The sequence below is a fragment of the Devosia sp. 63-57 genome, assembly GCF_001899045.1.
GTDB classification, from domain to species: Bacteria; Pseudomonadota; Alphaproteobacteria; order Rhizobiales; family Devosiaceae; genus Devosia; species Devosia equisanguinis.
Window position 1 is genome coordinate 932,691 of record NZ_MKUY01000003.1, and the last position, 22,303, is coordinate 954,993.

Genomic DNA, 22,303 nt, shown 5'->3' on the forward strand with positions numbered 1-22,303 from the left:
ATTGGGTCGTATCGGCCGCGATGTCAACCTAATCACCCCATCTCCTGCACGATCCGCAAAAACTCGGCATGGCCGAGCGCCTGCTTGGCGGCGGCGCGGTATTCCTTGACCAGACCATCAAAGGTCTGCTGGGCAAAACGGCGTAGCTTCGGATCGGCCTCCATTTCCCGCCGCGCCAGGTTTTGATCGAGCAGGCCCAACCCATTGAGCACGGGATAATGCAGTTGGGTCTCGATATGCGGCAAGCCGCCGAGATAGTTGGGGAAGTGGTCGTTGCGCGGCATTTCCCGCGACCAACGCGCCAGTCGCTCCCTGGTCTCGGGATGGATGCGGTTGGCGCGCACCTCGCGCCAGAACGGCGTGTCGTCGCGCTCGGTGACATAGTGCGTGTTGACGAAGGTGCGGAAGTCATCGACCTGTCGGCCGACGCGGGCATTGTAATCGTCGCGGGCAGCAGGACTGATACGGTTGGGATGGTCCATGTAACGCTGCGCGAACAGCATCATCTGTACGATAGTGCCGTGAATGGAGGTGGATTCGAGCGGCTCGAGAAAGCTCGAGGAGAGCCCGACGGCAACGCAATTGCCGATCCAGGCCTTTTCCAGCCGGCCGATCTGGAAGCGGATATCGCCGCGCACCTCGATCTCGTGGCCCAGCACGCGCTCGACTTCGTCCTTGGCCTGCTCGGGCGTCGAGAATTCGTCGGAATAGACATAGCCGCAGCCATAGCGGGTGCGCGTCGGAATCTGCCACATCCAGCCCGAACTCTGCGCCCAGGCGCGGGTATAATTGGCCAATTCCTCGCCGGGCTTTACATCCACCCAGAACGGCAGCGCCCGGTTGACCGGCAATTCATGGGCATAGCTGACCCAGGGCGCCTCGAGCGCCTTGACTATGATCTGCTTGCGAAAGCCGGTGGCGTCGATGAAGAAATCGCCCTCGAGGCGTGCATTGTCGTCCAGCACCAATGCGGTGATATCGCCGGTTTCTCCATCCCGCTCGACGCCTTCCACCTGTGCATCGACCTTGTCGACGCCTTTGGATTTGGATGCGAAGAATTTGCCCACCAATGCCTGATCGAAATGGAAGGCGTGATGGAACGGCCCCAGCGGGATCAGCGAGCCGTCGGCTTTTCTGCCATAGGGTGCTTTCTTCTGTTCGAGCAACGGCTGGAACAGATGCATGTCCTGCACCGCCCGGCCCGCGGCAACGGCATACACATTGAGATAGTCGCTAGGCGCCCCCGGCGGCGACTGAACCACCTGATGCGGGTCATCGATGGGGCCGTAATAGGTAAACCCCTTGCGGCGCCAGTCTTCGTGGCGAATGCCCAGCTTGAAGCTGGCATCGGTCTTGCGGAAGAACTCGAACTCGTCGATGCCGAAATGTTTCAGCAGCACGCGAAAGGCCGCGGTGGTCGCCTCGCCGACGCCGACCGTGGGAATGCGCGAACTTTCGACCACGGAAATCCGGAAATTCAGCCCGCGCCGCCGCGCCTCGTCCTGAATGATGAAGGCCGCGATCCACCCGGCCGTGCCGCCGCCGACGATGACAAAATGGGCTGGTATATCCATGCCGCGTTCCTCCCTGCAATGAAGCTATGGGGCGGCGGGATGGGCGACAAGACAGACGGTACCAGTTCTTAGAAAGCCGGACCTTGTAGCACGGAACTCGAATAAGCCGGCGTCGCGCTGTTAGCGTTCAGCTTCACGCTGATGCCAGATACGCAGGATATAGACCGCGTCCTGTTCAGGGTAATACCGATAGCGCGCTATGTAGCCACCATCGCCAAACGGAATGATCAGCTCGCGGATATCGGCTAGCGTCGGATGCGGACGACCAATTTCAGGGGCCGATGCCAAAGCTTTGGTATGCGCCTTGATCGCCTGAGACGCTCGCTTCGCTGCAGACGGATTTTTCTCGGACAGAAATTTGCGCGTGCGCTCGAGGTCTCGTTGAGCGGCAATGGAAAAGTTCAGGTGTGGCAAGGGGGCGCCTCTGTCTCCTCGTCAGTACCCCACGTGTCAAGCCACCCAAAAACCTCCTCCGCCGTCAAATGAAGCCCCGTTGCCTCAAATTCCTCAAGTGCTTCTACCGTAGCTTCATCGAACCGACGGCGAGCCTCCTCGCGCTCCACATAACCCCGGATGGCTTCGCGCATGATCCAGTGCGCCGAACGCTGCTTGCTCTCGGCCAGCGCCTGGATGCGCTCGCGCATATCGTCGTCGAGTTTGACAGAAACGGCCATGCCGACCTCCGGTATTACCTTTTGATACCATATATCATGATGCCATAACGCCAAAGCTGAAATTCGGCGCTCATAAATACAAGTGGCCCCGACTTTCGCCGGAGCCCATTGATGCTTGGAGGTCGCGTCTGTCAGCTATGGGCGCTGCCCAGTTCGCGGAGTTCTTCGACCGAGCGGACGCGCTTGCGGGCGGCGCCGTCCCAGTCGCGGGTCTTGACCGTGGACTTGGCAACGCGCTCCCTGGCCGCAGGCACGGCGTCGGCGAATTGCGGCAGCCACTCGGCCTGCGCCACCACCATTTCATCGACCATGGCCCAGACTTCGTCGGGCGTGCAGATGGCGCCGACCAGCGGATCGTGCAGCACGGCCAGCTTGAGCGTCTCGATATCGCCCGTCATGGCGGCCTCAACCGACAGACGCTGCACCGAAACCGACACCGAGCAGGTGGCGGCGCAGGCGGTCGGCAGGGTGATGCCCTCGATCATGTTGATGCCGAAGCGATCGACATAGCCGGGGCTCTCGATGATGGCGTCGTCAGGCAGATTGGTGATGATACCGTTGTTGCGGCGATTGAAGTGGCCGCGATAGGGGCGGCCGGTTTCGATGGCCTCGATGATGTAGCTGGCATGCTCGCTGGTGCGCTTGTATTCGCTCAGCGGCTTGGCGGCTTCCTGCTTGAACACCGGGAAATCGGTCTCGAACCAGTTACGGCGCTCGGTGGAGTAGCGGAGATAGCCGCCGGTTTCGCCATGGATCCAGTGGCTCATATCGATCCAGCGATTGATCTCGTCCGGACGCTTACGATACCAGGGCAGGTATTCGGAAAGGTGGCCATTGCTCTCGGTGGAATAGACGCCGAAGCGCTTGAGCACGTCGATGCGCACCTTCTCGGTCTTGGAATAGACCGGATGCGCCTCGAAGCCGGCGATCAGCTCGTCCTTTTCGATCTTCCGGCCCTTGGCGCGGATATCGATATACCAGGTCTGGTGATTGATGCCCGAGCAGACATAGTCGAGCTCGTCATCGGTGACACCAAGCACCTCGGCAATCTGATGCGCGCCGTGCTGCACGCCGTGGCAGAGACCGACGACATTGACGCCGCCATAGAGATCGGCAGCCCAGGTGTTCATCGCCATGGGATTGGCATAGTTGAGGAACAGCGCGCCAGGCTCCGCGACCTCGCGAATATCCTTGCAGAAGTCGAGAATGACCGGAATGTTGCGCTGACCATAGAGAATGCCGCCGGCGCAAATGGTGTCGCCCACGCACTGATCGACGCCATATTTGAGCGGGATTGAAATATCGGTGGCGAAGGCCTCGAGGCCGCCGACGCGGACGCAGCTCATGACATAGCGCGCGCCAGTGAGGGCGGCACGGCGATCGGTGGTGGCGGTAACTTTGGCCGGCAGCTTGTTGACCGAGACGATGGTCTCGATGATCTGCTTCACCATGTCAAGATTGTGCGGGTTGATATCGGTGAGCGCGAATTCACACCCGGCGAATTCAGGAACTTTCAAGAGGTCGGAAATCAGGGTCTTGGTGAACCCCACCGATCCCGCGCCGATGACTGTGACCTTGAACGACATGCAATCCTCCCATGGTGCCGCGCACCCTGACTTCTGTCGCTATTGCTAGCGTCAACGCGGCGGACGGTGTAGAGAAAGCTTGTGCGAACCCGGGTAATTTTGTGCTCAAACATCTTCTCGATCACGGTCATGACCTGCGCCGCGTGGAGCTGCCGCGCAGCGTCGCGCCGCTGCATTGCATGGCCGTCAGCGCCGGCTATGAGCAGCGCATGAACGAAGTCTATTCCTGGGACGGGCTGAACCGCGGCACCGCGCCTTTCCTCGTGATCCAGCACACCACGGTGGGCGAAGGACGGCTTGATTATGCCGGCACCCAATTCCGCCTGACGCCGGGCGACACCATGCTGGTGACCATGCCGCATGCCCACCGCTATTGGCTCGAGCGGGGCGGACACTGGGAGTATTTCTGGCTGCTGCTCAATGGCCGCGAGGCCCTGCGCCTGGCGCGGGAAATACTCGACGGCGCCGGGCCGGTGCTGAAACCAGGTTCCGGACTGGTCGACCGGCTGGCAGCGGCCTGTCTCGATATTCTCACTTTGCCCGACCCGACGCCAGGCGCCGCTTCGTCCGCCGCCTATGCTGCCATGTCGGCACTGCACGACGCCGCCTTTGCGGCGCGGCCCCTGCCCGAGCGGGAACTGCCGGCGGCAATTGCACGAGTCACCGCCTATATCGACGCCAATCTGTCAGCGCCGCTGCAGGTCGAGCGCCTTGCATCGCTGGCCGAAATGTCGCGCGCGCATTTCGTGCGGCGCTTCTCGGCGGCCACCGGGATATCGCCATCGGACTATGTGCATGCCCGGCGGCTGGACCGCATCGAGCGCCTGCTGCTGGCAACGGAAATGACGGTGACCGAGATTGCGCGCGCCACGGGCTTTGCCGATGGCAATTATCTGGCTAAAGCCTTTCGACGCGCGCGCGGGCTGTCGCCGCTGCAGTTTCGCGCCACCCGCCAGGAAGCAGGCTAGCGACTTGCCCTGCGCGGGCCAGCATGGCAAAACCACGGTTGACGTATAGGGCAAGACAATGACCAATGCTGTAACCAAAGATCGCCGCCATTTCGAAGACCTCGCCATTGGCGAAGTGATCACCCTTGGCCGCACCACGGTTACCAAGGACATGATCGTCACCTTTGCGCGGGAATTCGACCCCCTGCCCTTTCACCTCGACGAGGCGGCGGCCAAGGCGAGCCTGTTGGGCGGGCTGGCCTCGAGCGGCTGGCAGACGGGCGGGCTCAGCCTGCGCATGCTGGTCGACAGCTTTCTGTCCAGGATCGCGTCCTGCGGCGGGCTGGGATTTACCGACCTCAAATGGAAAAAACCGGTCATGGTGGGCGACACCATTGGCGGCACGGTCACCATCGTTGATCTCCGGCGGTCGGGCAGTCAGCCACAATGGGGCATTGTCACGCTCGACTTCGACATCCGCAACCAGAAGAACGAGCCGGTGATGACCATGCGCCTCGCCAATCTGGTCGAATGCCGGGAGGTCGCGGCATGACCCGCTGGTTCGAGGATATCGTCATCGATGAAGAGTTTGCGCTGGGCGACCATACATTCACCCAGGACGAAATCATCCGCTTCGCCACCCAATATGATCCGCAGTATTTTCATATCGACCCCGAACTGGCCAAGGAGAGCCATTTCGGCGGGTTGATCGCCAGCGGCTGGCACACGGTGAGCATCGGGCATCGCAAGATGGTGGACGCACTCGACGCCGAAGCCGAACGGCTGCGGGCCGAGGGGCGCTCGCCGGGCGTCTCGGGGCCCTCCCCCGGCGTCAATTCGATGGAATTCAAGGCGCCGGTTCGGCCGGGAGACACGGTCAGCTACCAGCTGGTGGTGACGAGCAAGCGGCCATCCAATTCGCTGCCGGGCTGGGGACTGCTGATCAATCGCCTGACGGCAGTGAACCAGCGCGACGAACTGGTCTACCAGGCCGAGATTGTCGGCTTCTCCAAGCTGCGCGACTATCGCATGCCGCTGGGAGTGCGGCTGATGTTGATGCTGGCCAAGGTGCCGGGAATGGCGCGCATATTGCAGCGAGGCTCTTGAAAGCCCGGGGCCGCATCGGCACTCTGCATCCATGCGCCGATTCGCCCTTTGCCTTGCCATCACCGCCCTTTCCGCTGCGCCTGCTCTGGCCCAGACCTACCAAGGCAATTGGAGCTGTCGCGACGCGACCACCAATCGCGCCGGCATCCTGACCATCTATGGCAATGTCTATGGCTGGGCCTCACGCACCGTCGGCGACCCCAATTCCGGCACCGGCACGCTGACCCCCTACCAGGATGGCGTCGGCCTCAATGATGGCAATCTGCGCGCCAATGCCGGTATCCAGGCCGGCCGCACCGTCAGCGACCCCACCTATGGCGTCGCCCTGCAGCTGGAAACCGCGCAGGCGATCGTCATGCTCTGCACGCCGCGCTAAATCGCTTCAGGTTCGGATTGATGGGGCGTTAGCGGCCCATTGAGCGCTCTGCACACCCCCACCCAGCCTCCCCCTGAAGAAGGGGGAGGAGCCGCATCGCGTACTGAGACAGATATTGCCAAAAAAACAGCCTGAGCTCGGCAGGGCGCGCGCTGCAGCTCCGTCTTGGCACGTCGTGCCCGACCCACAACGCAGCCCGAGGGCGGATCGGTGGATGGGAAGCACCGTCCCAATACAAAGCGCCAAGTTGCGCTGCCGATCGTTGGGGGGCAGCGCTGAAGACCATATGCGATAGCCTTGGGGCAGGATGAGCGATCTGCTGATGACCCATGCTGACGTCAAATCTTGTTGTGCGCCAGTATTTTGGCCCGAACGTCCTGGCCAGATCGGCGCATTGGCAGCAGGCGGAAACCGCTTCGCACAGCGAGGGGGCTTGAAACTTTCGGCGATTTCGCGCATTTTCATCGCGTAACGCCGGGCCCCTCTGGTCATGGACTCTCCATGGCGATGTCGGAGTTACTCCACCTATTACATGGAGAAGGTCCGGCGATGGAATCGCTACTTGCCGCCCTATCGGGCGATTTTCTCGGTACCCCCGTCTATTTCTGGGTCGCGTTCATCGCGATCGTTATCGGCTTGCTTGTTTTCGACCTCGGCGTGCTGCATCGCGATGAGCACGAGATCGAAGCCAAGGAGAGCCTGCTGCTCTATGGCTTCTACGTCACCATTGCGCTGTTGTTCGGCGTCTGGGTCTGGTTCCAGCGTGGCGCGCAGGCCGGTCTCGAGTTTTATACCGGCTATCTGATCGAGCAATCATTGGCGATGGACAACATGTTCGTCATCGCCACCATTTTCGGTTTCCTCGGTATTCCAAGGCTTTACCAGCACCGCGTGCTGTTCTGGGGCATTCTGGGCGTGATCCTGTTCCGCGCTGTGCTCATCGGCGTCGGTGCAGCCCTGGTGCATCAGTTCGACTGGATCCTCTTCATCTTCGGCGCCTTCCTGGTGTTCACCGGCATCAAGATGTTCAGCCACCAGGACGAGGAGCCGGATCTCGAAAAGAACGGCATCTTCAAGTTCCTGCGCAAGCGGTTCCGCATCACCGATGCGCTGCGCGGCCGCAATTTCATGGTGCGCGAGCCCGACAAGAAGACCGGCAAACTGGTGCTGTGGCTGACCCCGCTCGGCGTGGCGCTGATCATGGTCGAGATCGTCGACCTGATCTTTGCCGTCGACTCCGTGCCGGCGGTGTTCGCGGTCACCCAGGACACTTTCATCGTCTATACCTCGAACATCTTCGCTATCCTGGGCCTGCGCGCGCTCTATTTCGCCCTCGCAGCGGCCATGAACCGCTTCCGCTACCTGCAGGTATCTCTGGCGGTGATCCTGGTGCTCATCGGCATCAAGATTTTCCTAGTGCCGCTCGACATCAAGATCGACACCATGCTGTCGCTGGGCGTGACCATCGGCATCCTGGCCGCCGGCGTGCTCTACTCGCTGTGGAAGACCCGCAACGAGCCCAATATCAGCGCCGAGGACGAGCCCAAGACCGGCCAGCTCGAGCCCTGATCGGCTCGGCGACCAGGCTGATCACAATAGGGGGCCGGCGGTTGACGCCGGCCCCTTGGCTTGTCTAGTCTTTGCGGACCACACGGAGGTTCTGCACGAAAATGATCTGAAAGCCCGCTCCAGACGTCTATGCCACGCTCGCCCCGCGCCTTGTGCGCGACGCTGTCGTGGTGGCTGATTGGATGCGAGAGCATTTGTGGATCACCGTGCACCGGTTCGCCTGAGGCATTTCAAAATCTGTTGAAGCCGAAGCTCTTTCCTCTCTCGCATTATCGAGGGGGATGGAGAGCATCGAGTTGACCTTTGAACGCCTCGGTATCGCGCTCCGTCTTTCCACCAGCCCGACGTCTTTTCCCGCAGTCACCGCGCGTACTTGCGCGCTCATGTCGATCGGACCAGCCCGCGCCATCTGCCGGGCGGGAAAGGATAATTCATGCCTAAAAACCAGTTCCAGCGCCCCCTCCCCGTGCGTCACAGCCATGATGTGCCGCGCCACGGCAAGCCGATACCGCCGCCGGCGAAAGCCAAGGCCAATCCGCTCGTGCGGCCGCCGGAGGCGAGCCTGCCTCCTTTGGCCGCGCTGTTGGAAAAGCCGCAGCAGAAATGATGGAAAAGAGGCCCGGCGCGACTGTGTCGGGCCTCGCGCCACTCTTGCCGCAATTGCTTATTAACGAATTGGGAGAACGACAGAGGAGATCGGCAATGGGTGCCATCCACGAAATCGTCTTCGACTGCGAAGAACCAACAACCTTGGCCGCTTTCTGGGCCAATCTGCTCGAAGGCTATTCCGTCCGCCAGAGTGACGCCGCCACCAATGCCGCCCTGAGCCTGGCCCTGGGGCTGGATCCGGAAGCCCCGACCACGGTGATGATCGACGGGCCCGGCCCCTCGATCTGCTTCCAGAACGTCGATGGCCAACGCCCCGACAATAATCGGGTGCATTTCGACGTCGACGTCTCCGACCGCGCCAGTGAGGTGGAACGCCTCAAGGCGGTGGGCGCCAGCGTCGACCGCGTCCTGCCCACCTATACGGTGATGCGCGATCCCGAAGGCAACCAGTTCTGCCTGATCGACCGCCGCGAGGCCATGGCCGCCTGAGGCGGTGGGGCCCGCATTGCTTAGGCATCTGACTATCCCGCATCACGGTGCCGCCCTCGGACTTGATCCGAGGGCGGGCGGGGGTGCCTCCAGGCGCTGATGCGTCTCAGGTTCTGGTTGCCTTCGGGATCGTGCTGACAGGCGCTGTCACGAGGCGAGGCTAGGGTTGATCCGTCCCGAGAGGAGAGACGCCATGCCCCTGATTGCCACCTGCCATTGCGGTTCGACCAAGATTGCGCTCCCGGCGCAGCCGAGCCAGGCAAAATCCTGCAATTGCAGCTTTTGTGCCCGCACCGGCGCGGTCTGGGCCTATTACAAGCCGGGGGAACTGGACTTCGTCTCGCTTGATGGCGACGCAACCTATTCCGCCAGCGGGCTCAACCAGCATCACTTCTGCAGTAAATGCGGCATGCAGACCTGGGGCGATTCGCCGGACTGGGCGTCGATGTATAATGCCGATGGTACGCCCAAGGACGGCAATGCCGGCGGCATGCCGACCGAACGCATCTATGCCGTCAATCTCAACACCGTGGACGATCTCGACTGGTCGGCCGTGGTGGTGGAAGCCGTGGACGGCCGCAGCAGCTGGTGAGGCGGCGCTTTGCGCTTAGTGCGTTTCACGTTCTGGTTGATGAGGACCTATCGCCCCCTCCCCCTTGAGGGGAGGGCCGGGGTGGGGGTCATTTAGTGATCACTGATGGACCCCCTCCCTCAATCCCTCCCCTCAAGGGGGAGGGAGGCGAAAGTGCCCAGAAACCAATTCAGGTTGAAATGGTCTAGTGCCCTTCGAAGGCGATGAGGGACTGTACCCTGACGCCTTCGGCCGCCAGCTTCGCGGCACCGCCAATATCTGGCAGATCGATGACGAAGGCGGCGTCATCGCAGCTGGCGCCGGTGCGGCGCAGCAAGCCCACCGCGGCAATGGCGGTGCCGCCGGTGGCGATCAGGTCATCGACCAGCAGCACCTTGTGGCCGGCGCTCACCACATCGGCATGGATCTCGATGGTATCGACGCCATATTCAAGCGCGTAGTTCTGGCCGATGGTTTCGCCGGGCAGCTTGCCCTTCTTGCGGATCGGGATGAAACCGACGCCCAGCGCGATGGCCACCCCAGCCCCGAAGATGAAGCCGCGCGCCTCGATACCGGCGACATGGGTGATGCCCTGCCCGCGATAGGTGGCGGCCAGTCGCTCGACGCTTTCCTTGAACCCCTCGGGATGCTCGATCAGCGTGGTGATGTCGCGGAACAGAATGCCCTTCTTGGGATAATCCGGGATGGTGCGGACGAGCGACTTGAGATCGAGAGACATCGACGGCCTTGCGGTTGGGCAGCAGGGAACAAAGGGTCCGGCGGACAGCGTCAGGGCTTGTTGCGGCCCAGCACGTGTCGGGCAATCACGCCGGCATTATAGGCGACATTGCGCGTGGTGGTGATCGCGGTTTCGCGCGCCTTGGGATTATTGACCACAGCCTGCATGCCCGCCCGCACCACCGGATGGCGGCTGACGGTGATCGCAGCGCTGACAACGGTGACCGCAAGGCGAATGGCCGACATGGCATGATCCTTTGTGACTAACCCAAATATCACGGCAGGAGCCGGTGATGACAAGACCCTAAGGACAAATGGCGCGCCAAATTTGTCGGTCGGCGCAAATCGGGCGCCGCAAATGCATCAGGGGCCCGCAGGCCCCTGACAGAATTCGATTTGCACCGGCCTTAGTGCTCGATGCCGGCCCAGATCTTGCGCTTGGTGGCGTACATGAGACCAGCGAACAGGACGAGGAACAGCAGCACGACAAAACCGGTCTGCTTGCGGCTCACCAGGTGCGGCTCGGCCATCCACATCATGAAGGCAGAGACGTCACGCGAATACTGGTCCAGCGTCTCGGGGACGGTCACGCCATCTTCGCCCGGTGTATAGGTGATCGCACCATCGGACAGCGGCGGTGCCATACCGATGGCGTGGCCGGGGAAGTAGTCGTTGTAATACTTGCCGTCGGCCAGCTCGAAGCCTTCCGGGGCATTCTCGGGGACTTCCTCATGGTAGCCGTTGAGCAGCGCGTGGATATAGTCCGGGCCGCCTTCCTGGTAACCGGTGAAGTAGTTGAAGATCCAGGTCGGGAACGGGTCGGAGACGCCGCGGGCCTTGGCCAGCACCGAGAAGTCGGGCGGCAGCGCGCCACCCATGGCATCGCGGGCTTCCTGGTCGCTCGCGAAGGGCGAGGGCCAGCGATCGGCCGGAACAGCCGGACGCTTGCCGCCTTCAGCGGTTGGGTCGGTCACTTCATATTCGGCGGCCAGCGCCTTGACCTGAGCTTCGGAGAAGCTCGGGCCACCCTCTTCACTCAGCGTGCGGAAGGCGATCAGGTGGGCGCCATGGCAGCTGGAGCAGACTTCCCGGAACACCTGGAAGCCGCGCTGCAGCTGGTTCTGGTCATAGGTGCCGAAAATGCCGGCAAAGCTCCAGTTGACGCGCTCGGGGTGTGCACCACCCTCTGCGGCCTGGACCGAAGCCGCGGCGGACATGCCCATGACGGCGGCTAGAGCGGCGATGATGATCTTGTTCTTGAACATGACAGTCGCCCCAATCACGCTTTGGACTTGCCGAGAACGCTCTCGGAAATGCTGGTCGGCAGCGGCTTGGGCGTCTCGATCCGCGACAGCACCGGCAGGATGACCAGGAAGTAGATGAAGTAGTAAGCGGTGCAGACCTTGGCGAGCATGGTGTAGATGCCCTCGGCCGGCTGGGCGCCGAGATAGGCCAGGCCCAGGAAGTTCAGCACGAACAGGGCATAGAACCACTTGAACATCGGGCGGAACGAACCCGAGCGCACCTTGGACGTATCGAGCCACGGCAGGATCAGCAGCACGATCATCGAGCCGGCCATGGCGATCACGCCGCCAAGCTTGGAGTCGATGAACAGCACGTTGAAGTCGATGGCGCGCAGGATGGTGTAGAAGGGCAAGAGGTACCATTCGGGCACGATATGCGCCGGCGTCACCTGGCTGTTGGCCATGATGTAGTTGTCGGGGTGACCCAGAATGTCGGGTGCGAAGAACACGAACCAGGCAAACGGGATCATGAACAGCACCATCGCGAACAGGTCCTTCATCGTGTAGTACGGATGGAAGGGAACGGTGTCGCGGCTGTCCTTGACTTCAACGCCGACCGGGTTGTTGTTGCCCGGAACGTGCAGCGCCCAGATGTGCAGCGCCACGACGGCAGCGATGATGAACGGCAGCAGATAGTGCAACGAGAAGAAGCGGTTGAGCGTCGGGTTGCCGACGGCGAAGCCGCCCAGCACCAGCTGCTTGATGTTCTCGCCGACCAGCGGAATGGCCGAGAAGATGTTCGAGATAACCGTAGCACCCCAGAACGACATCTGGCCCCAGGGCAGGATGTAGCCCATGAAGGCGGTCGCCATGGTCAGGATGAAGATCAGCACGCCCAGGATCCACAGGATCTCTCGCGGCGCCTTGTAGGAACCGTAGAACAGGCCACGGAACATGTGGATGTAGAGGGCCACGAAGAACATCGAGGCGCCCACGGCGTGGGTAGCCTGGATGATGCGGCCGCCATTGACGTCGCGGCGAATGTGCTCGACCGAGTCAAAGGCCAGGCCCACATTCGGGGCATAGTGCATGGCCAGAATGATGCCGGTGACGATCTGAACGCCAAGGCACATGACCAGGATCGCGCCGAAGGTCCACCAGTAATTGAGGTTCTTCGGGGTGGGGAAGTCCATGAGATGTTCTTTGGCGAAGCGGACGACCGGCAGACGGTCATCCAGCCACTTCTCGACGGCATTTCCCGGGGTGTAGATAGAATGTTCGGACATCGGAAAAGCCCCCACTAACCGATCTGGACCAGCGTATCGCTGACGAATTCATAAGGCGGAACGACCAGGTTCTTCGGCGCGGGACCGCGGCGGATACGGCCGGCAGAGTCATAGTGCGAACCGTGGCATGGGCAGAACCAGCCATCGAAATCGCCGGACTCGCCAACCGGGATGCACCCCAGATGCGTGCAGTTGGCGATCATGATCAGCCACTGTTCGTGACCCGGCTTGGTGCGCTGCTCGTCGGTCTCGGGATCCTTGAGATCGCTCATCGGCACGGCCAGCGCCTCGTCGATTTCCTTCTGCGTGCGGTGACGCACGAATACGGGCAGGCCGCGCCAGGTGATGGTCACCGACTGGCCTTCAGGGATAGCGCTGATATCATATTCGATACTGGCCAAAGCCAGGGTCGATGCGTCTGGATTGAGCTGGTTGATCAGCGGCCAGACCACGGCGGCGGCGCCGACGGCACCCACAGCGCCCGTGGCGACGTAAAGAAAGTCACGCCGGTTCGTGGTTGAATGTTCTGCTTGCGTGGCCAAGGTCCGTATCCCCGTACGATGCACAATTGACGGAACCGGCCGCGGCTTCATCGCCTGCATATGCAGAATCGACAGCCGTCCGCCCTCAAGCGGCCCGTCAGGTTCGGCTCTTTTTGCACTGTCACATGCACTTGTCCAGTGCGCGCCACATGACATAGATCAAGTGCGACACTATACCCACGACAATCTCGGCAGTTTCACCTTGTTTGCGCCAGAGCACGCCCCATGACGCTCGAGCTCGCTCTCTACCAGCCCGATATCGCCGCCAATACCGGCACCTTGCTGCGGCTGGGCGCCTGCATGGGCGTACCCGTTCATGTCATCCATCCGGCCGGCTTCGCCATCACCCAGCGCAATCTCGCGCGCTCGGGCATGGACTATCTGGACCGGGCGAACCTGGTCGAGCATGACAGTTTTGCGGCCTTTCAGGAGTGGCGGCGCAGCGCGGAGAAACGGCTGGTCCTGCTGACCACCAAATCCAGCCAGTCGGCCTTCGCGGTGCAGTATAATGAGAATGACATCCTGATGCTGGGGCGCGAAAGCGCCGGCGTGCCTGACGCGGTGGCCGAGGCATCGGACCTGCGCGTCCGCATTCCCATGCAGTCCGGCTTGCGCTCGCTCAACGTTGCCATTGCCGGAGCGATGGTATTGAGCGAAGCCATGCGGCAGACTGGCCGCTTTACATCGCTCGCCCAAGGGTCCAATCCCCTGCCATGACCTTACCTGCCGATATCGACACCAAGAAATCCACCGCCAGCGCCTGGTTCCGCAGCTTACGCGATCGCATCCATGCTGCATTCGAAGCCATCGAGCGCGAGGCCATTGCCATTCACGCCGATAGGGCGCCGGGCACGTTCGAGCGCTCCCCCTGGGATCGTGAAGCCGGTGGCGGCGGCGAAATGGGCATGCTGCATGGTCGCGTCTTCGAAAAGGCAGGCGTGCATATCTCGACCGTGCATGGGCATTTCAGCGAGGATTTTGCCCGCCAGATGCCGGGCACGGAAGCGGGCACGGAATTCTGGTCCTCGGGCATTTCGCTGATCGTGCACCCCTGGAACCCGCATGTTCCGGCGGTGCATATGAACACGCGCATGATCGTCACTGGCAAGCAATGGTGGGGCGGCGGCGCCGACCTCACCCCGGTGCTCGACAATCGCCGCACCCAGACAGATCCCGATAGCGTCGATTTCCACGCCGCCATGCAGGCGGCCTGCGCGAACCGACCCGGCGTCGATTACGAGCGCTTCAAGGCCTGGTGCGACGAGTATTTCTTCCTGCCGCACCGCAATGAACATCGCGGCATTGGCGGCATTTTCTACGACCATTTCAATTCGGGCGACTGGGACGCCGATTTTGCCTTCACCCAGGCGGTGGGCGAGGCCTTTCTCGACATCTATCCCAAACTGGTGCGCCGCAATTTCGAAAAGCCCTGGAGCGAGGCGGAGCGCGACGAACAATTGGTGCGGCGCGGGCGCTATGTCGAATTCAACCTGCTCTATGACCGCGGCACGACCTTCGGGCTCAAGACCGGCGGCAATGTGAACTCGATTCTCTCGTCCATGCCTCCGGCGGTGAAGTGGCCGTGAGCGACTATTTCCGAGCCAGAAGGCGTTGCGCCCGCGCGGCACGGAAGCGCTGCACCAGCCAGCGCACCAGGATATAGGCCAGCGCATAGACGGCGATGGCCAGCGGGATCGAGCCGATCAAGCTGGTGCTGAAGGTCGGCCAGATGGCCTCGAAATCGCTCGAGATCAGGCCGTGCGGCAGCTTCTGCGCCACCGCATGGACGATCTCAGCTTCTTCCGGGCTCATGCCGCCGCCACCGCGCATCCAGTCGCCCAGACCATAACCGGCGGCAACGAAAAGCGGGAAGGTCAGCGGATTGCCCCAAAGCGCGCCGATGGCAGCGGCGAGGAGGCTGCCGCGGGTCAGGAAGGCCAGCGCCAGGCCCAGGAGAAAGTGCAGCCCGAACAGCGGCAGCATGGCCACCGAGGCCCCTGCCGCCACCCCGGCGGCAATGGCATGCGGACTGCCCGAAAGACGCATGAGGCGCTTTTGCAGATAGGTGAGATAGCGGCGCAATCCCATGCGCGGCCATAGCCGATCGCGCAGTGACATGGGCCTGGCTTTGGTCATAATCGCACCACCGCGCCTGATTGGCGCCTGAGAACTACCGAACGAACGCATGTCCCTCTCCGATCTCGAAATCAAGGGCTACCGCTCCATCCGCGCCATCCGCTTTCCGCTGCGGCGCCTGACGGTTTTGACCGGCGGCAATGGCGTGGGCAAGACCAATCTCTACCGCGCCCTCGAGATGCTGCACCTGGCGGCAACTGGCGATCTGGCCATGGCCATTGCGCGTGAGGGCGGACTGGGCGCGGTGCTGTGGGCCGGCCAGCGCGGCGTCACCGACAAGCCGCGGCTGGCGCTGGAGGTGGGCCTCGTGGCCGATGATGGCGAAGGCACCACCCTGCCCCGCTATGGCGTCGAGGTCGGCTTCGGCGATTCCCGCTATGAGGCCGTGTTCGCCGAAGAGCCGCAGATCAAGTCCGAGACGCTGATTCTGCCCGGGCGCAGGCCGGTGACGCTGTTGCAGCGCGATCGCTCCGCGCTGTGGTATCGCGACGACAGCGGCCCGCGCCGGCAGATGGATGACCCGCTCCTCGCCAGCGAAACCGCCTTGTCGGCGCTGCGCGGCACGCTGCCAGAGGTCGACATGGTGCGCCATTTGCTCGCCAGCTGGCGCTTTTACCATGGCTTTCGCACCGATCCGCAGTCGCCATTGCGGCGCCCGGCGCTGGCCATTACCGCGCCCATGCTGGATTCGGACGGCGGCAATCTCGGCGCGGTGCTGGCGACGCTCAAACATATTCGCGGCGACACCACAGACCTCGATGCTGCCATCGACCAGGCTTTTCCCGGGGCGCGACTGGAAATTCCGGTGCCGGAGAAATTCGCCAGCTTCGCCATGATATTTCCCGACATGCCCAAGCGGGCCTTTGGCGCGGCGGAGCTTTCCGACGGCACGTTGCAGTTCCTGGCGCTGCTCGGCGCACTGCTCGCCTATCGACTGCCGCCCTTCATCGCGCTCAACGAACCCGAGGCCTCGCTGCATCCGGACCTGCTGCCCGCCCTCGCCCGCGCCATTTCCCGCGCCGCCGCGCGCACGCAGGTCTGGGTGGTGACCCATTCGACGATGCTGGCTGACGCGATTGCTGAAGAAACAGGCACACAGCCCCGCCAAGTCATCCGGCGCAATGGCAGCACCTGGCTCGAAGGATTGTCCGAGATCGGTATATTTCCCGACGACTGAGGCAACCTTTTCTGAGACCCTACGTTGTTCAAGACGCGTCCACGCATGTGAACGAAGGAGATTCAGCAATGAAACGCTTTGATTCTGGCACGCTCATCCCCGGTTCGACCTGGCATGCCCAGGCGGAAACGGAAGCCGAGGTGGTCCGCCGAGCCGTCGAGAACATGAAAAACCTCAACGGCGAAACCGAAGTGCGCCCCGACATGATCGAGCGCATCAAGGAACGCATTTTCGATGTCGATGACGGGGCCAAGACCCGACACTGACCGAACTGATGTAAGACGACAAAGGCGGCATCCCACGCGGTGCCGCTTTCTTTTTGTCCTAGCCGATCTGCCCCAATGCGCCTTCTATCAATCGCTCCCGCGACAGCGAAAATGCGCTGTCGATCCAAAGGGTTTCGGCGCGGGCCAGGGCGGTGCCGATATCGGGGCCGGGCTTTAGTCCCTTGGCGATAAAGTCCTTGCCGCTGACCGGCAGTGGAGCCACCGGGAGGCGGGCGAGATCGCGTGCGGTTTCGGCGAGGCGCTCGCGCGGCCAGTTTTCCCGCGCTGCGGCGACGGCCAGTCCTTCGACGGCCCGTTCGGCATGGGTGTAGGCGGCGCGGGCGGTCTGATCGCTGGCGATCAACTGGGCGGCGTCAGCAATGGCGGACGCCTCTTCCATCACCGCATTGGACAACCGCCAGTCCGCGCGCAAGGCTTCGAGCCGGTCAATGCCAAGCAGAACCAGCCGGGCAGCGGCGCCCTTCCCGCCAAAGGATTCGTAGCGCAGCAGGGATTTCAGCACTGCCTCGTCCGAGGAGACAAGACCGATTTCACGCATCACCGCCAAGGTACGGGCAATGCGCGGCAGCGCCAGCATGCGCAGCATTTCGCTTCCGACGCGCTCGCGGGAGAGATGGTCGAGATTGCCGACGGCGGTCGCACAGGCGGCGAGCCCATCGGGGTCGAAGTTTTCGCCGCCATGGCTGGCCGAAAAGCGGAAGAAGCGATAGACGCGCAGCCCGTCCTCGGCGATGCGGCGGCTGGCCTCGCCGATAAACCGTACTCGGCCATTGACCAGATCGGCGGCGCCGCCAAGCGGATCGAACAGCGTGCCATCGGCATGGCAATAGAGGGCATTGAGGGTGAAATCGCGCCGCTCGGCATCGGCCCGCCAATCCATGCCGAACCGCACCTCGGCGTGACGGCCATCGGTGGCGACGTCCTCGCGCAGGGTCGTCACCTCGACAACTGTATCGTCGAGCTTGAGGGTGACGGTGCCATGGTCGATGCCGGTGGGATAGGCGGATATCCCGGCGGCCTTGGCGCGCTGCATGACCGTCACTGGCAGCAATTGCGTAGCCATGTCGATATCGCTGACCTGGCCGATGCGACCGATGAGACTGTCGCGCACCACTCCGCCAACGGCACGGGTCTGCCCCTCGGCACCGCCCAGGGCAGCGAAAATCGCCTGCACTGCGGGCCGCGCCAGCCACTCCACATCATCCAACCGGTCCGGGATCATGCCGCCACCTCGCCCAGCGCCAGATCACGAAACCGGCGCGTCAGATTGGCTGTGATGCCCCAGATGGTGTGGCCGTCGTGATCGATCTGCCAGGTCGAATGCTGCTTGCCGCCGCGGCTGATGTGGTAGCGGCCATAGGTGGCGTCGTCGAGAATACGGCTGAGCGGCACTTCGAACACCGAATGCACCTCGCCCGGATTGGGCACGAATGGGCCGCTGGGACTGACCTCGGCCACCACCGGCACGATGAGATAATTGGTGCCGGTATAATAGGTGGGCATGTAGCCGAGGACTTCGGCGTCACCTGCTTCCATGCCGACCTCTTCCCAGGCTTCGCGCAGGGCGGCGGCGCCGGCGCCGGCATCGGTCTTGTCGATCTTGCCGCCGGGAAAAGCGACCTGCCCGGAATGGGCCCGCAAATCGGGAGAGCGTTCAGTATAAAGCACAGTGAATCCCTCGGGACGCCTCACTAGCGCGATCAACACCGCAGCAGGCACGGGCGGGCGGCTGAACGGGGTCAGCGGCTGCCAGTCCGGCACCAGCTCTTCGGCTGGCGCCCAGGGTGGCGGCTCGGGCAGGAGGCGCTGGCGCAAACCCTGGGTGAAGTGCGGATCGAGGGTCAAGAAGGCTTCCGGATCGGATCAAGGGGCAGCCTGACTTTAGTCAAGCTGCCACACTCTGGCATCCCTTTTCGACGGTTTCAGCGCGCGTCGAAGGCGGCGATGGCGCCGGACAGGGTCTTGGCAAGAGCCTTGTCGTCGGACAGCAGCAGCACGCGATTGGGATCGACCGGGCCGGGGAACTGGATATTGCCGGGCGTGGTGGTTTCCCAGCCGAGCGGGCAATAATAGTCCTGGTCGCCGACGAGAAGCACGAAATCGCCCTCGCCCCGTGCCAGTGCCCGCGCGCTGACTTCCCGCGCCAAAAGCTTGCCGGCGCCGCGCTTGCGGAAATTGGGATGGGTGGCCAGCGGCCCAAGCAGATAGCCCTTGCGGCCACCGACGCTGATCGGGGTCATCCATACCGAGCCGCAGGGCGTGCCATCGACTTCGGCAATGAGGCTGAGGCTGGTGTCGATGGGGAACCGCTCCCGCACCCGGAAGGCGGTGCGCGCAAAGCGGCCGGGACCGAAAGCAATGGCCTGCAACTCTTCGACAAAGGCATCGTCATGCGCCGTGGCGACACGGACGACAGGCTGGCCAGCAACAGGGTGAGCGACGGCATCGGCCGCAATTTGCGTGTTCATCGGGCAAATCCAGAAGTAAAGATGATGAGCAGATAGAGCTGCAGCGCCGCATGCGGGCACTGTCTTGAACGACCGCTTAGGGTCGTCGGTTCATCTGCGATACCTTTACCATCCTGGACGCCTCCACGTCTGAATCCGCATTAGCACCAGCGTGCCCGGGCGTAAATAGAAATGCATGGCCCATATCGTAAATTCCTCTTCGGAGCGGGCCGCTGTGTCCCATTTGCACAACGGATTGTTACGCAGAAGCCGTCTTTATGGACGGGCGCCGGATCGCTAGGTGACACTCAACACCGCAACTTTGCCGCGCCTTGGGCAGTTGAGCCGCAAAAGCCGACGGCAAGATGACAAAAAGGAACCCGAAATGGGACAATTGATCGACGGGAAATGGTCCACCCAGTGGTATGACACCTCAAAGTCGGGCGGCAAGTTCGTGCGCTCGCAGGCGGGCTTCCGCAACTGGCTGACCGCCGACGGCGCCCCCGGCCCCACTGGCGAAGGCGGCTTTGCGGCCGAGGCCGACCGCTACCATCTCTATGTGTCGCTCGCCTGTCCCTGGGCTCACCGCACCCTGATCTTCCGCAAGCTCAAGGAGCTGGACAAGCTCATCTCGGTCTCGGTCGTTTCACCGAAGATGCCCGACGAAACCGGCTGGAGTTTCAGGACCGATGAAGGCTCGACCGGCGACGCCGTGCTCGGCAAGGACCTGCTCTGGCAGGTCTATACCGAGGTCGACCCCAATTATACCGGTCGCGTCACCGTGCCGATCCTGTGGGACAAGCAGCGCAACACCATCGTCTCGAACGAAAGTGCGGAGATCATCCGCATGCTCAACTCGGCCTTCAACGAGCTGACCGGCAATACCGACGATTACTATCCAGAGGCTTTGCGCCCGCAGATCGACGCGATCAATGCGCGGGTCTATGACGACATCAACAACGGCGTCTACAAGGCCGGCTTCGCCACAACCCAATCCGCCTATGACGAGGCCGTGGCAAAACTGTTCGAAGCGCTGGACTGGGTCGAGGGGATTTTGGGCGAGACCGCCTATCTCACCGGCGACACCATCACCGAGGCGGATTGGCGGCTGTTCACCACGCTGGTGCGGTTCGACGCGGTCTATGTCGGCCACTTCAAGACCAACCGTAAGCGCATCGCCGACTACCCCAACCTGAGCCATTATCTCAAGGCGCTGTACGAGGTGCCCGGCGTCAAGGAAACGGTCGATCTCGACCATATCCGCACGCACTATTACTGGAGCCACACCACGATCAATCCGCACCGGATCATCCCGGTCGGTCCGGAACTGCCGTTTTTGGATTGATTGCGAGCTGCGCTTCTTGGCCATCGTCGCCACCCGGCTCGACCGGGTGGCCCACGCCCAAGAAGTGGATTGCCCGGTCAAGCCGGGCAAAGACGGAAGTCGCGACGCGATCAATAGCCCCAGACGGCGCGCTTTTCGACTCGATCGAAATATTCATCGATGCGCTGGCTGGTTGCCGGGGTGACCTTTTCGGGCAAGGCGTGGCGATCGAACCAGCCCACTTCGGCGATCTCGTGGTCGGGCTTGCGATCGAAGGCCTTTTCAAAGCTTGTGGCGACGTAAAAGGCGACGTGGTCGCGGTTCGTGACCGGGCTGGTATTGTGATAGAGCCCGAAAAGCTGCATCGCGCCGAGCACGCGATAGCCGGTTTCCTCCAGCGTTTCGCGGGCGCCGGCCTCCTCGAAAGTCTCGCCGGGGCCGACGCCGCCCCCTGGAAACTGCCAGCCGGGCACATAGGTGTGGCGGATCAGCAGGACCTTGTCGCCATCCACCACCATGACGCGGGTACCCATGGTCATGCGATGCCAGAGACCCTTGAGGGTCAAAAACACCTTGGCGCGCACGCGCTGGAAGCGATTCATCATCTGCCTGTCTCCGTGCTGGCCGAACCATTCGCCTCTGCTCTAGCAGAGAGGTCCGCGTGACAAAATCGTGCGATTGCACGATTGAGCGTTTTCTTAGCGCCCGGCTTCTGGCAAAACCGCCGCAATGATCACCCTCGCTCACATTTCCGACATTCACCTCTCGCCCATGCCTGCCATCAGGCCGCGTGACCTGGTCGGCAAACGCCTGACCGGCTTTCTCAACTGGAAGCTGAAGCGGCATGGGGAGCTGAACAGCGAAACCCTGGCCCAGCTGGTCGCCCATATGCAGGGCCAGAACGCCGATTTCACCGCCGTCACCGGCGACATGACTAATCTGGCGCTGCCCGTCGAAATCGAACGGGCCGGCGACTGGCTAAGGGCCCTCGGGCCCAGCGACACGGTCGCGGTCTGTCCCGGCAATCACGATGCCTATGTGCCCGGCGCCCTGGCGACGGCGCAGGAGGACTGGGGCGATTATCTCAAGGGCGAGACGCTGGAAGGGGAGGCATTTCCCTTCGTGCGCCGCGTCGGCGACCTAGCCATCATCTCCTGCTCGAGCGCCGTGCCCACCGCGCCCTTCATGGCCATCGGCCGCTTCGAGGAAAAACAGGCCGCCCGCCTGGCGCGTATCCTCAAGCTGATGGGCGATGCCGGCTATTTCCGCACCGTGCTGATCCACCACCCGCCCAATGCGGAATTGCAGCACCCCTCCTTCGGCCTCAAGGGCCACCGCCTGTTCCGCCAGGTCATCGCCGAGCATGGCGCCGAACTGGTGCTGCATGGCCACACACACCGGTCTTCCATCCACCATATTCCCGGCAAGGACCATGAAGTGCCGGTGATCGGGGTGGCCGCGGCCAGCGCCGCCAAGGGCGGCACCATCGACGATCCCGCCCGCTACAACCTCTTCCGCATCGAGCGCGCCGGCGAAGGCTGGCAATGCACCATGCGCGAATTCGGCTTCCAGCGCCTCGGCTCGGAAATCGTCATGCGCATGCAGATGCGGATCTATTGA

Annotated in this window: 28 protein-coding genes; 14 read left to right on the forward strand and 14 right to left on the reverse strand. The window is 62.5% G+C overall.

Translation table 11 applies throughout. The annotated features are described in order from the left end of the window. Positions 1-32: 32 nt before the first annotated feature. The 4 genes from BGO80_RS04720 to BGO80_RS04735 form a co-directional block, all read right to left on the reverse strand. Positions 33-1,574, reverse strand: coding sequence for a tryptophan halogenase family protein (locus BGO80_RS04720; protein ID WP_286719444.1), 1,542 nt, complete (start codon positions 1,572-1,574; stop codon positions 33-35). A gap of 120 nt (positions 1,575-1,694) precedes the next feature. Further along, entirely contained in the window at positions 1,695-1,988 is a 294-nt protein-coding gene (locus tag BGO80_RS04725; protein WP_286719445.1) for a type II toxin-antitoxin system RelE/ParE family toxin, read from the reverse strand. Next, a complete protein-coding gene (locus BGO80_RS04730) occupies positions 1,976-2,248 on the reverse strand; it encodes a CopG family ribbon-helix-helix protein (protein WP_286719447.1) in 273 nt (90 codons plus the stop codon). Before BGO80_RS04730 ends, BGO80_RS04725 begins: the two co-directional genes overlap by 13 nt. 131 nt (positions 2,249-2,379) lie before the next feature. Further along, entirely contained in the window at positions 2,380-3,834 is a 1,455-nt protein-coding gene (locus tag BGO80_RS04735) for an alpha-glucosidase/alpha-galactosidase (RefSeq protein ID WP_286719448.1), read from the reverse strand. A 101-nt stretch (positions 3,835-3,935) separates the two neighbouring features. Between BGO80_RS04735 and BGO80_RS04740 the strand changes: the two genes are divergently transcribed. The 8 genes from BGO80_RS04740 to BGO80_RS04775 all read left to right on the forward strand — a co-directional run bounded on the left by BGO80_RS04740 (position 3,936) and on the right by BGO80_RS04775 (position 9,523). After that, positions 3,936-4,802, forward strand: a complete 867-nt coding sequence (locus BGO80_RS04740; protein WP_286719450.1) for an AraC family transcriptional regulator — start codon at positions 3,936-3,938, stop codon at positions 4,800-4,802. Positions 4,803-4,860: 58 nt separating this feature from the next. Continuing rightward, entirely contained in the window at positions 4,861-5,334 is a 474-nt protein-coding gene (locus tag BGO80_RS04745) for a MaoC family dehydratase (RefSeq protein WP_286719452.1), read from the forward strand. After that, positions 5,331-5,888, forward strand: a complete 558-nt coding sequence (locus BGO80_RS04750; RefSeq protein WP_286719453.1) for a MaoC family dehydratase — start codon at positions 5,331-5,333, stop codon at positions 5,886-5,888. Before BGO80_RS04745 ends, BGO80_RS04750 begins: the two co-directional genes overlap by 4 nt. A 31-nt stretch (positions 5,889-5,919) precedes the next feature. Continuing rightward, positions 5,920-6,264: a hypothetical protein gene (locus BGO80_RS04755; RefSeq protein WP_126151136.1), complete on the forward strand. Its 345-nt coding sequence runs from the start codon at positions 5,920-5,922 to the stop codon at positions 6,262-6,264. Positions 6,265-6,813: 549 nt separating this feature from the next. Then, positions 6,814-7,833 (forward strand): TerC family protein, encoded by a 1,020-nt coding sequence (locus BGO80_RS04760; protein WP_126151137.1) that lies wholly within the window; start codon positions 6,814-6,816, stop codon positions 7,831-7,833. A 433-nt stretch (positions 7,834-8,266) separates the two neighbouring features. After that, complete coding sequence (locus tag BGO80_RS04765; protein ID WP_164550399.1) at positions 8,267-8,440, forward strand: hypothetical protein; 174 nt, start codon at positions 8,267-8,269, stop codon at positions 8,438-8,440. A gap of 95 nt (positions 8,441-8,535) precedes the next feature. Then, a complete protein-coding gene (locus tag BGO80_RS04770) occupies positions 8,536-8,931 on the forward strand; it encodes a VOC family protein (RefSeq protein WP_126151138.1) in 396 nt (131 codons plus the stop codon). A 193-nt stretch (positions 8,932-9,124) separates the two neighbouring features. Continuing rightward, positions 9,125-9,523 (forward strand): GFA family protein, encoded by a 399-nt coding sequence (locus BGO80_RS04775; protein WP_286719455.1) that lies wholly within the window; start codon positions 9,125-9,127, stop codon positions 9,521-9,523. A 184-nt stretch (positions 9,524-9,707) separates the two neighbouring features. Here the strand turns inward: BGO80_RS04775 and BGO80_RS04780 are convergent, their stop codons facing one another. The 5 genes from BGO80_RS04780 to petA all read right to left on the reverse strand — a co-directional run bounded on the left by BGO80_RS04780 (position 9,708) and on the right by petA (position 13,363). Continuing rightward, complete coding sequence (locus BGO80_RS04780; protein WP_126151140.1) at positions 9,708-10,241, reverse strand: adenine phosphoribosyltransferase; 534 nt, start codon at positions 10,239-10,241, stop codon at positions 9,708-9,710. Between the two features lie 50 nt (positions 10,242-10,291). Then, complete coding sequence (locus BGO80_RS04785) at positions 10,292-10,486, reverse strand: hypothetical protein (protein WP_126151141.1); 195 nt, start codon at positions 10,484-10,486, stop codon at positions 10,292-10,294. Positions 10,487-10,647: 161 nt separating this feature from the next. Then, a complete protein-coding gene (locus tag BGO80_RS04790) occupies positions 10,648-11,505 on the reverse strand; it encodes a cytochrome c1 (RefSeq protein WP_286719457.1) in 858 nt (285 codons plus the stop codon). 14 nt (positions 11,506-11,519) lie between these two features. Next, positions 11,520-12,770 (reverse strand): cytochrome b, encoded by a 1,251-nt coding sequence (locus BGO80_RS04795; protein ID WP_126151143.1) that lies wholly within the window; start codon positions 12,768-12,770, stop codon positions 11,520-11,522. 14 nt (positions 12,771-12,784) lie between these two features. After that, on the reverse strand, positions 12,785-13,363 hold the full coding sequence (gene petA / locus BGO80_RS04800) for a ubiquinol-cytochrome c reductase iron-sulfur subunit (RefSeq protein ID WP_126151213.1): 579 nt from the start codon (positions 13,361-13,363) through the stop codon (positions 12,785-12,787). Between the two features lie 174 nt (positions 13,364-13,537). On the opposite strand from petA, the gene BGO80_RS04805 reads away from it, so the two are divergent. Together BGO80_RS04805 and hemF are read left to right on the forward strand one after the other, a co-directional pair. Continuing rightward, entirely contained in the window at positions 13,538-14,029 is a 492-nt protein-coding gene (locus tag BGO80_RS04805; protein ID WP_286719460.1) for a tRNA (cytidine(34)-2'-O)-methyltransferase, read from the forward strand. Continuing rightward, positions 14,026-14,898, forward strand: coding sequence for an oxygen-dependent coproporphyrinogen oxidase (hemF, locus tag BGO80_RS04810; protein ID WP_286719462.1), 873 nt, complete (start codon positions 14,026-14,028; stop codon positions 14,896-14,898). Before BGO80_RS04805 ends, hemF begins: the two co-directional genes overlap by 4 nt. 4 nt (positions 14,899-14,902) lie before the next feature. Here the strand turns inward: hemF and BGO80_RS04815 are convergent, their stop codons facing one another. After that, positions 14,903-15,448 (reverse strand): DUF2062 domain-containing protein, encoded by a 546-nt coding sequence (locus tag BGO80_RS04815; RefSeq protein WP_286719464.1) that lies wholly within the window; start codon positions 15,446-15,448, stop codon positions 14,903-14,905. 49 nt (positions 15,449-15,497) lie between these two features. On the opposite strand from BGO80_RS04815, the gene BGO80_RS04820 reads away from it, so the two are divergent. Then, the gene (locus BGO80_RS04820) at positions 15,498-16,625 is read left to right on the forward strand and encodes an AAA family ATPase (protein WP_286719466.1); all 1,128 of its coding nucleotides are present in this window, start codon (positions 15,498-15,500) and stop codon (positions 16,623-16,625) included. A 68-nt stretch (positions 16,626-16,693) separates the two neighbouring features. Then, on the forward strand, positions 16,694-16,891 hold the full coding sequence (locus BGO80_RS04825; protein WP_126151148.1) for a DUF1059 domain-containing protein: 198 nt from the start codon (positions 16,694-16,696) through the stop codon (positions 16,889-16,891). Positions 16,892-16,949: 58 nt separating this feature from the next. On the opposite strand, the gene BGO80_RS04830 is transcribed toward BGO80_RS04825, so the two are convergent. The 3 genes from BGO80_RS04830 to BGO80_RS04840 form a co-directional block, all read right to left on the reverse strand. Further along, on the reverse strand, positions 16,950-18,134 hold the full coding sequence (locus BGO80_RS04830) for a CCA tRNA nucleotidyltransferase (protein WP_286719468.1): 1,185 nt from the start codon (positions 18,132-18,134) through the stop codon (positions 16,950-16,952). After that, positions 18,131-18,757, reverse strand: coding sequence for a CoA pyrophosphatase (locus BGO80_RS04835; protein ID WP_286719470.1), 627 nt, complete (start codon positions 18,755-18,757; stop codon positions 18,131-18,133). The genes BGO80_RS04830 and BGO80_RS04835 overlap by 4 nt, the downstream gene beginning before the upstream one ends. A 77-nt stretch (positions 18,758-18,834) precedes the next feature. Then, the gene (locus tag BGO80_RS04840) at positions 18,835-19,380 is read right to left on the reverse strand and encodes a GNAT family N-acetyltransferase (protein ID WP_286719472.1); all 546 of its coding nucleotides are present in this window, start codon (positions 19,378-19,380) and stop codon (positions 18,835-18,837) included. Between the two features lie 364 nt (positions 19,381-19,744). Here BGO80_RS04840 and BGO80_RS04845 point away from each other — a divergent pair, with 364 nt between their 5' ends. Beyond that, entirely contained in the window at positions 19,745-20,704 is a 960-nt protein-coding gene (locus BGO80_RS04845; RefSeq protein WP_286719474.1) for a glutathione S-transferase family protein, read from the forward strand. A gap of 110 nt (positions 20,705-20,814) precedes the next feature. On the opposite strand, the gene BGO80_RS04850 is transcribed toward BGO80_RS04845, so the two are convergent. Then, a complete protein-coding gene (locus BGO80_RS04850; protein WP_286719476.1) occupies positions 20,815-21,288 on the reverse strand; it encodes an NUDIX domain-containing protein in 474 nt (157 codons plus the stop codon). Positions 21,289-21,412: 124 nt separating this feature from the next. Here BGO80_RS04850 and BGO80_RS04855 point away from each other — a divergent pair, with 124 nt between their 5' ends. Next, positions 21,413-22,303 (forward strand): metallophosphoesterase family protein, encoded by an 891-nt coding sequence (locus tag BGO80_RS04855; protein WP_286719478.1) that lies wholly within the window; start codon positions 21,413-21,415, stop codon positions 22,301-22,303.